The following is a 7,500-nucleotide window of genomic DNA, read 5'->3' on the forward strand; positions in this document are numbered from 1 at the left end:
TCGTCGAGTGCAATGGCATAAGCCCGCCTGACTGCAAGACTGACAAGTCGAGCAGAGACGAAAGTCGGCCATAGTGATCCGGTGGCTCCACGTGGACGGGCCATCGCTCAACGGATAAAAGGTACGCCGGGGATAACAGGCTGATGACTCCCAAGAGTCCATATCGACGGAGTCGTTTGGCACCTCGATGTCGGCTCATCACATCCTGGGGCTGGAGCAGGTCCCAAGGGTTCGGCTGTTCGCCGATTAAAGTGGTACGTGAGCTGGGTTTAGAACGTCGTGAGACAGTTCGGTCCCTATCTGCCGTGGGTGTCGGAGTTTTGCGAGGATCTGTCCCTAGTACGAGAGGACCGGGATGGACATACCTCTGGTGCACCGGTTGTCACGCCAGTGGCATGGCCGGGTAGCTAAGTATGGACGGGATAACCGCTGAAAGCATCTAAGCGGGAAACCCACCTCTAAACCAGAGCTCCCTTGAGAGCCGTGACAGACCATCACGTCGATAGGAGGCATGTGGACGGGCAGCAATGCTTGAAGCTAAGCCTTACTAATCGCTCGATCGGCTTGATCTCGACACCACTGACCGCGCCATGCGCAGCAGCAAGCCTGTTCAAAGGCCCTGCTTGACGCAAGCCCGCCAGTTCGATACATCCTCACATCACTTGCACGACAGCGAAAGCGCTTTGGGTAGCGTCGGTCTTGAGCCTGGGTGACCTGGTGGTCATGGCGAGGTGTCAAACACCCGATCCCATCCCGAACTCGGCCGTGAAAAGCCTCCGCGCCAATGGTACTGCGTCTTAAGACGTGGGAGAGTAGGTCGCCGCCAGGTCACTCAGCCTCAAGAGACGCTCAATCAAAGCATATTCGCTGGCATCTTCGCAGACATCGAAAAACGCCCCGGTTCAATAGAGCCGGGGCGTTTTCTGTATTGAATCGCCTGTCTTTTCCACCATGCGGAAAGCCTGCCGCCGATTTGCGGCAGATCAATCGCCCTTGGTTGGCTGCTCCCCTACTCTGCCCTCACCGCAGAACATCAAGGGGGAGTGAAACCATGAAGGCTATCGATCTGATGACGCCGCGGGTCATCACCATCGGCGCGGACGCGACTGTCGCCGATGCGGCCAAGAAAATGCTGGAGAACAACATCAGCGGCATGCCCGTGGTGGATGCCGCCGGCAAGGTGGTTGGCATCATCAGCGAGGGCGACCTGCTGCGCCGGGTGGAGCTCGGGACCGAGCGCCACCGCTCCTGGTGGCTGGGGCTGGTGTCCGGCGGCACGCTGCCGGCGGAGGACTTCGTCAAGTCCCATGCCCGCAAGGTCACGGACGTCATGACCGCCCATGTCACCACCGTCGACGAAAACGCCTCGCCCGAGGAGGTCGTGCGGCTGATGGAGACACGGAGGATCAAGCGCGTGCCGGTGGTCCGGCAGGGCAACCTGATCGGCATCATCAGCCGGGCCAACCTGCTGCGCGCACTGGCGAGCGTTTCGCCGGAGACCGCGGCGGCGGCCCCTGACGACCGTGTGCTGCAGCAGCGTGTCATCGCGGCCATGAAGGAACTGTCCTGGGATCCGCGGTCGCATGACGCCGTCGTCGTCCGCAACGGCGTCGTCCAACTCTGGGGCTTCATCAGCAGCGAGTCCCAGCGCGATGCCGTGCGCGTCGCGGCAGAAGGCGTTGCCGGCGTGAAAGGGGTGGAAAACAACATCCAGGTCGTCGATCCGGCGGAAAGCGGGGCGTGGGGGCTGTAAGAGAGCCTATGATGCGGATGGCCATGGCCGACCTGCCCGGCCATGGCCATCGACGCACTCCGGTCAAATCCGTCCCGGCAGCCGAGCGCCGATGAGGTGGGTCGCCTGCGCTCCATATTCGTAAGCGGCTTCGCGCACCGCCCGCCCGGCGACCGATTCCGGGGCCGTGTCGGGAAGCGGCATCTCCGCGTCGGTGAGCTTGCCGGTGATGCGGTCGGCGAGGCAGCGTCCGAGAACGGTGCCGGGGGCGATGCCGCGGCCGTTGTAGCCGCTGAAGCCGATCACGTTGCGGCCCAGCCGGTGGAAGCGGGGCAGGTTGTCCTTGGTCATCCCGATCTGCCCATACCATTCGGACTCGAAGCGCACCGGACCGAGCTGCGGGAACAGAGCGGCCAGCGAGCGTTGCGCCCAGGCCCGATGCACCGCGATCCCGGTTCCCCGCAATGCGCCGACACTGCCGAACACCAGCCGTCCCTGGCGGTCGAACCGATAGGAGCTGAGCACCGATTTGGTGTCCCATACCCCCTGCCGCTCCGGCAGAATGGCTTTCTGCATCCCGTCGGACAGCGGCTCCGTCGCCAGATTGAAGTAAGGCAGATGGACCTGCTCGGTGCGGAGCCGCACCCAGGGGCCGATGCTGTAGGCGTCGGTGGCGACGATCACCCAATCAGCCAGCACGCTGCCGGTGGCGGTCTTCACCTCCCATTTGCCGCCGGACTCGCTTGCAGACTGGACTGGGCTGCGGGTGAAGATGCGGCCCCCGGCCTTCACCGCGGCAGTGGCCAGCCCGCGGGCGTAGGCCAATGGCTGTATGGTGCCGGCCCGCAGGTCGAGAAGTGACCCGGTATAGGCCCCGCTGCCGACCTTCTCCGCTGTTTCGGCGGCATCGAGCAGGCGCACGGGCGCTCCGCGCTTCTGCCAGATCGCCGCCCGCTGCTCCAGTTCGCGCAAGCCCGCGGGACCGACCCCGCAATGCAGGGTGCCACTGCGCTCGTCCTCGCAGGAAATGGCATGCTTCGTGATCAGATCGAACACGGTGCGCGGCGCATTGCCCAGCAGTTCGATCAGGCGCTCGCCATAGACCGGCCCCAGCGTGTTGACGAGCTGGTCGGGCATCACCCACATGCCGGCATTGACCAGCCCGACATTCCGGCCGGCGCCGCCGAAGCCGATCTCCACCGCCTCCAGCACCACCGCCTCGACGCCGCTTTCCGCCAGACGCAGGGCAGCAGACAGGCCGGTGTAGCCGGCGCCGACGATCACCACGTCCGCCCTGATCGCGCCGTTCAGCGGCGCGGTCGGTGGCGCCGGCGGTGCGGTCCGTTCCCAAAGCCCATGCGACCGCGGATCGTTTAGCATTCCCTGTGGTCCTTTTCCCGTGTTCTTGCCCGCCAGTCATTCCCACTCGGAAACACCATCCCGACCGGTCCCGAGAGCGCAGCGGGTCGCCGCACCCGCGGATAGCATGGGAAGATTCGCTTGCCTGCCCCGTTCGGCAAAGTGATGTTTGCTCAATCAGTCATTCCCTGTGAGAATGAAATGCAGAGCCCCCGCCGCTTCCTCCCTTCCCTGGCCCTCCTGTCTGCGTTCGAGGCGGCGGCGCGGACCGGCAGCATCACCGCGGCGGCGAAGGAGCTGTCCCTGACCCAGAGCGCCGTCAGCCGCCAGATCAAGGCGCTGGAGGAGTTGCTGGAGGTCGAACTGTTCCACCGCGAACGGCAGACCATTCGTCTGACCGCCGGCGGAGAGTATTACGTGCGCGAGGTGCGCGATGCGCTGCGCAAGATCAGCACCGCGTCGCTCAATCTGCGCGCCAACCCTTTTGGGGGCACGCTGAGCATCGCGATCCTGCCGACCTTCGGGGTCCGCTGGCTGGCGCCGCGGCTGCCTGACTTTCTGGCGGAAAATCCGGGCGTTACAATCAATCTGGTGACGCGCATGTCCCCCTTCGATTTCCGGCTGGATCCCGTCGACGTGGCGATCCATTTCGGCCGGCCGGACTGGCCGGGCGGGGAGATGGCGCTCCTGCGCCGGGAGACGGTCATCCCCGCCTGCAGCCGCGATCTGCGCGACCGGTTCGCTTTCCGGCAACCCGGCGATCTGCGCCTCGCCCCAATGCTGCACCTGACCAGCCGACCCGATGCGTGGGAACGTTGGCTGACCCTGCATGACACGCCGGCCGATGGGGTGCATGGCATGCTGTTCGACCAGTTCGGCACCGCCATCCAGGCGGCGGTTGCCGGGCTGGGGATCGCGCTGCTGCCGCTGTTCCTGATCGGGGAGGAATTGGGCTCCGGGCAACTGGTGCCGGCGCTCGACCTGCCGATGGAGAGCGATGATGCCTATTACGTCGTGTGGCCGTCGGAACGGACGAGCTATCCGCCCCTTGCCGCCTTCCGTGACTGGATCCTGAAGGAAACCAAGGATTGCCGCCCTGAGGTCATGGAACCGCAAGCCGCATCATGAGCTTTCCTCATCAAGTCGGTAAAAACAATCGCAATCCAAGGCGGTGCTTCGTTGCTATAGCTGGGCCATGGGAGGGGCCGGGAGAGCGACCGGACCGGTCCGACACAGGCAACGCGAGCGAGATTGGCAATGAGTGCCCATAGTTCCTTCAGCGCTGGTTTCATCAACCCCGATGCGATCCGTACCCTGTTCTCCACCGCGATGTCGGAGATGTACCGGACCGAGGTTCCGGCCTATCAGATGCTGGTCGAGCTGGTGCGGGAGGTGAACGAGGCGGTGCTGGCCGCCGACCCGGCGGAGCGCCATCGGCTGGAGGCCGCGGGCGGCCTTGCCCGCATCACGGAGGAGCGTCACGGCGCGATCCGGCTCGGCACTGCGCAGGAGCTGTCCACCATGCGCCGCCTGTTCGCGGTGATGGGGATGCAGCCGGTCGGCTATTACGACCTCTCGGAAGCCGGTGTTCCGGTCCACTCAACCGCCTTCCGTCCGGTGACCGACGAGGCGCTGGGCCGCAACCCGTTCCGCGTCTTCACCTCGTTGCTGCGGCTCGACCTGATCGCCGATGCCGGCCTGCGGAACGAGGCGGAACAGGTGCTGGCCGGCCGCAACATCTTCACTGACGGCTGCCTCGCGCTGATCGAGAAGGCCGAAGCGGCCGGCGGGCTGACGGAGGAGGATGCCGCCCGCTTCGTCGCGGAGGCGCTGGAAACCTTCCGCTGGCACAGCCGGGCCAATGTGCCGCTGGAGCTCTACAAGCGGCTGCATGACGCCCATCGGCTGATCGCCGATGTCGTATCCTTCAAAGGACCGCACATCAACCATCTGACTCCGCGCACGCTCGACATCGACGCGGTGCAGCGGATGATGCCGGAGAAGGGCATCGCGCCGAAGGCCGTGGTGGAAGGCCCGCCGACCCGGCGCTGCCCCATCCTGCTGCGCCAGACCTCCTTCAAGGCGCTGAGCGAGCCGGTCGATTTCCGCGACGGCGACGGCTGGCGGTCCGGTGTCCACACCGCGCGGTTCGGCGAGATCGAACAGCGCGGCATCGCGTTGACGCCGAAAGGCCGTGCGCTGTACGACGCCTTGCTGCAGGATTCCCGCCGCCTTGTCGCCCCGGCTGCCGACGGGTCCAACGCCGCCGAGTACATGATGGCCCTGCAGGAGGTCTTCGCCCCGTTCCCCGACAGCTGGGACGAGATCCGCCGCCAGCAGCTCGGCTATTTCAGCTATTCGCTGACCGAGGCCGGACGGCGCAACCCGCCGGCATCGGATTGCGATCTGGAGACGCTGATCGGGGCTGGTCTCGTCAGGTTCGATCCCGTCGTTTATGAGGATTTCCTGCCGGTCAGCGCCGCCGGCATCTTCCGGTCCAACCTGGGCGACGATGTTCAGCAGGATTTCTCCGCCAGTCCGAACCAGCAGCGCTTCGAAGCCGACCTCGGCGCCCCTGTGCGGAACCCGTTCGACCTCTATGCGGAAATCGAACGGGCATCCATCGATGCCTGCCTGTCGGCGATGTGCCCGGTGACGGCGTAACACCGGCGGTCATGGTGATGATGGCTGGCGCGGCGGCGGCCCATGCCGCCGAAGCTCTCGAGCCTGACAGGCCGGGATCGGGAGCCGCCGGTACAACTCACGGGGCAACCGCGGCGGCGGGTCGGAAGGCGCCCGCCGCCAGCCAGTCTTCGAAGTCTGCCGGCGCGAGCGGGCGGGAGAACAGGTAGCCCTGTCCGAAGTCGCAGCCGTGCCGGCGCAGCCAGTCATAGGCCTCGACGGTCTCCACCCCCTCCGCCACCACCCGATAGCCGAGATCGTGGGCAAGCTCGATGGTCGAGCGAACCATGATCTGGTCGCTGCGCTCGGTGGCGATGGAGCGGATGAAGCGCTGATCGATCTTCACCGCCGTCGCCGGGATGTCCTTCAGATAGGACAGCGCGCTCTGACCGGTGCCGAAATCGTCGATCTCGACCTCGATCCCCAGCCGCCGAAGCTGGTCGAGTTGCCGGTCGACCACCGCCCGGTCGGTCATCAGCGCGCTTTCCGTCACTTCGAAATCGATCCAGTCGGCCTGCACCCCGTGCCGGTCCAGCATGGCGGCCACCCGGTCGGCGAAGTCGTTGGCCCCGAGGTCTAGCATCGAGATGTTGATCGAGACCGGCAGCGCGATCCCGCGCCGGCGCCACCGTGCGATCTGCGCAAGCACCGCTCCGATCACCCACTCGGTCAAAGGGCGCACCAACGCCGTCCGCTCCGCCAGCGGCACGAACTCCGCCGGCGAGATCGGCCCCAGGTCCGGGTGGGTCCAGCGCAGCAGCGCCTCCGCCCCGATGCAGGCATCGGTGCGCAGGTCGACCTTGGGCTGATAGGCCATGTGGAGTTGCCCTTCGCGCCCCGTGGCGGCATCGGAGGCTTCCACCCTGGTGCCGCCGATCGCGTCCGTCAGGTTTCTCAGCAGCAGGAAAGCGCGGTGGGAGGCACGGTCCTGGTCCTCGTCATAGGCGCACCAGCATTTCTGCCTTTCCAGCGACTGGTGGGCGGCACTGGTGGAAGCCCGCAGCAGTTCCACGCTTCCGCCCGGCCTGTCCGGATGATGGACAAAGCCGATGCCGGTGGAGGACGCGATCGGCACCCCCTGGTAATGGAAGGGGCTGCGGATGGCGTCGCCGATGCGGTCGAGCGTGGCCGTCAATTCGTCCTCATGCCTGTCGATGAGGATGCAGGCGAAGCGGGCTGGCGACAGGTGGTAAAGCCGGGTGCGGTCCGGCAGGCAGGCGGCGATGCGGCGGGCGCAATCCACCTCGAACGCGTCGGCACAGACCTGGCCCAGAACGCGGGTCAACTCGGCATATTGCTGCGAGGCCGCGGTGTCGATCACCACCACGGTCAGACGGGTGCGCTCCTCGCCGGCTGAGGCCGCCAGCAGGGCGTCGATGTCCGCAAGAAGGCGGAAGCGGTTCGACAGAGACGTGACCGGATGCAGATAGCCGACGGCGCGGCGCGCCTCGATATGGGCCATCACCATCGCCGACAGGTCGCGCAGGGTCTCCTCTTCCTCGGGCGACAGGGCGGGGCGGGGCTGGTCATCGATCACGCAGATGGTGCCCAGCGTCAGGCCTTCCGCCGTCCGCAGAGGAGCGCCGGCATAGAAGCGGATGTGCGGATCGCCTGTTACCAGCGGGTTGGCGGCGAATCTGTCATCCTGGCGGGCGTCGTTGACCACCAGGAGAGACTCGGACCGAAGCGCATGGGCGCAGAAGGCCTGCTCCCGCGGGGTTTCCCGC

Annotated in this window: 5 protein-coding genes and 2 rRNA genes (2 of these 7 cut by a window edge); 5 read left to right on the plus strand and 2 right to left on the minus strand. The window is 66.0% G+C overall.

Annotation, left to right across the window (positions count from 1 at the left end; translation table 11 throughout):
- From A6A40_RS12740 to A6A40_RS12750, 3 genes are all read left to right on the plus strand, one after another.
- Positions 1-572 (plus strand): 23S ribosomal RNA (locus tag A6A40_RS12740); it begins 2,175 nt to the left of the window's first position.
- Between the two features lie 141 nt (positions 573-713).
- A 5S ribosomal RNA gene (rrf, locus tag A6A40_RS12745) occupies positions 714-829 on the plus strand.
- A gap of 222 nt (positions 830-1,051) precedes the next feature.
- Positions 1,052-1,753, plus strand: a complete 702-nt coding sequence (locus tag A6A40_RS12750; RefSeq protein ID WP_063635713.1) for a CBS domain-containing protein — start codon at positions 1,052-1,054, stop codon at positions 1,751-1,753.
- A 63-nt stretch (positions 1,754-1,816) separates the two neighbouring features.
- On the opposite strand, the gene A6A40_RS12755 is transcribed toward A6A40_RS12750, so the two are convergent.
- The gene (locus tag A6A40_RS12755; protein ID WP_063635714.1) at positions 1,817-3,112 is read right to left on the minus strand and encodes an NAD(P)/FAD-dependent oxidoreductase; all 1,296 of its coding nucleotides are present in this window, start codon (positions 3,110-3,112) and stop codon (positions 1,817-1,819) included.
- 180 nt (positions 3,113-3,292) lie between these two features.
- Here A6A40_RS12755 and A6A40_RS12760 point away from each other — a divergent pair, with 180 nt between their 5' ends.
- Positions 3,293-4,219, plus strand: coding sequence for a LysR family transcriptional regulator (locus A6A40_RS12760; RefSeq protein ID WP_063635715.1), 927 nt, complete (start codon positions 3,293-3,295; stop codon positions 4,217-4,219).
- A gap of 129 nt (positions 4,220-4,348) precedes the next feature.
- Positions 4,349-5,755 (plus strand): 2-oxoadipate dioxygenase/decarboxylase HglS, encoded by a 1,407-nt coding sequence (gene hglS / locus A6A40_RS12765; RefSeq protein WP_063635716.1) that lies wholly within the window; start codon positions 4,349-4,351, stop codon positions 5,753-5,755.
- Between the two features lie 97 nt (positions 5,756-5,852).
- On the opposite strand, the gene A6A40_RS12770 is transcribed toward hglS, so the two are convergent.
- Positions 5,853-7,500, minus strand: the 3' portion of a protein-coding gene (locus tag A6A40_RS12770; RefSeq protein ID WP_236783791.1) for a putative bifunctional diguanylate cyclase/phosphodiesterase. Its footprint extends 224 nt past the window's final position; the window shows 1,648 of its 1,872 coding nt (coding positions 225-1,872); its start codon lies beyond the right edge, outside the window; it ends in the stop codon at positions 5,853-5,855.

Origin of the sequence: Azospirillum humicireducens (assembly GCF_001639105.2) — a bacterium.
GTDB lineage: Bacteria > Pseudomonadota > Alphaproteobacteria > Azospirillales > Azospirillaceae > Azospirillum > Azospirillum humicireducens.

Bases quoted from the DNA above. Each gene is read 5' to 3' on its own strand.
- A6A40_RS12760 (WP_063635715.1), top strand. From the start codon at position 3,293: ATGCAGAGCCCCCGCCGCTTCCTCCCTTCCCTGGCCCTCCTGTCTGCG.
- A6A40_RS12755 (WP_063635714.1), bottom strand. From the start codon at position 3,112: ATGCTAAACGATCCGCGGTCGCATGGGCTTTGGGAACGGACCGCACCG.
- A6A40_RS12750 (WP_063635713.1), top strand. From the start codon at position 1,052: ATGAAGGCTATCGATCTGATGACGCCGCGGGTCATCACCATCGGCGCG.
- hglS (WP_063635716.1), top strand. From the start codon at position 4,349: ATGAGTGCCCATAGTTCCTTCAGCGCTGGTTTCATCAACCCCGATGCG.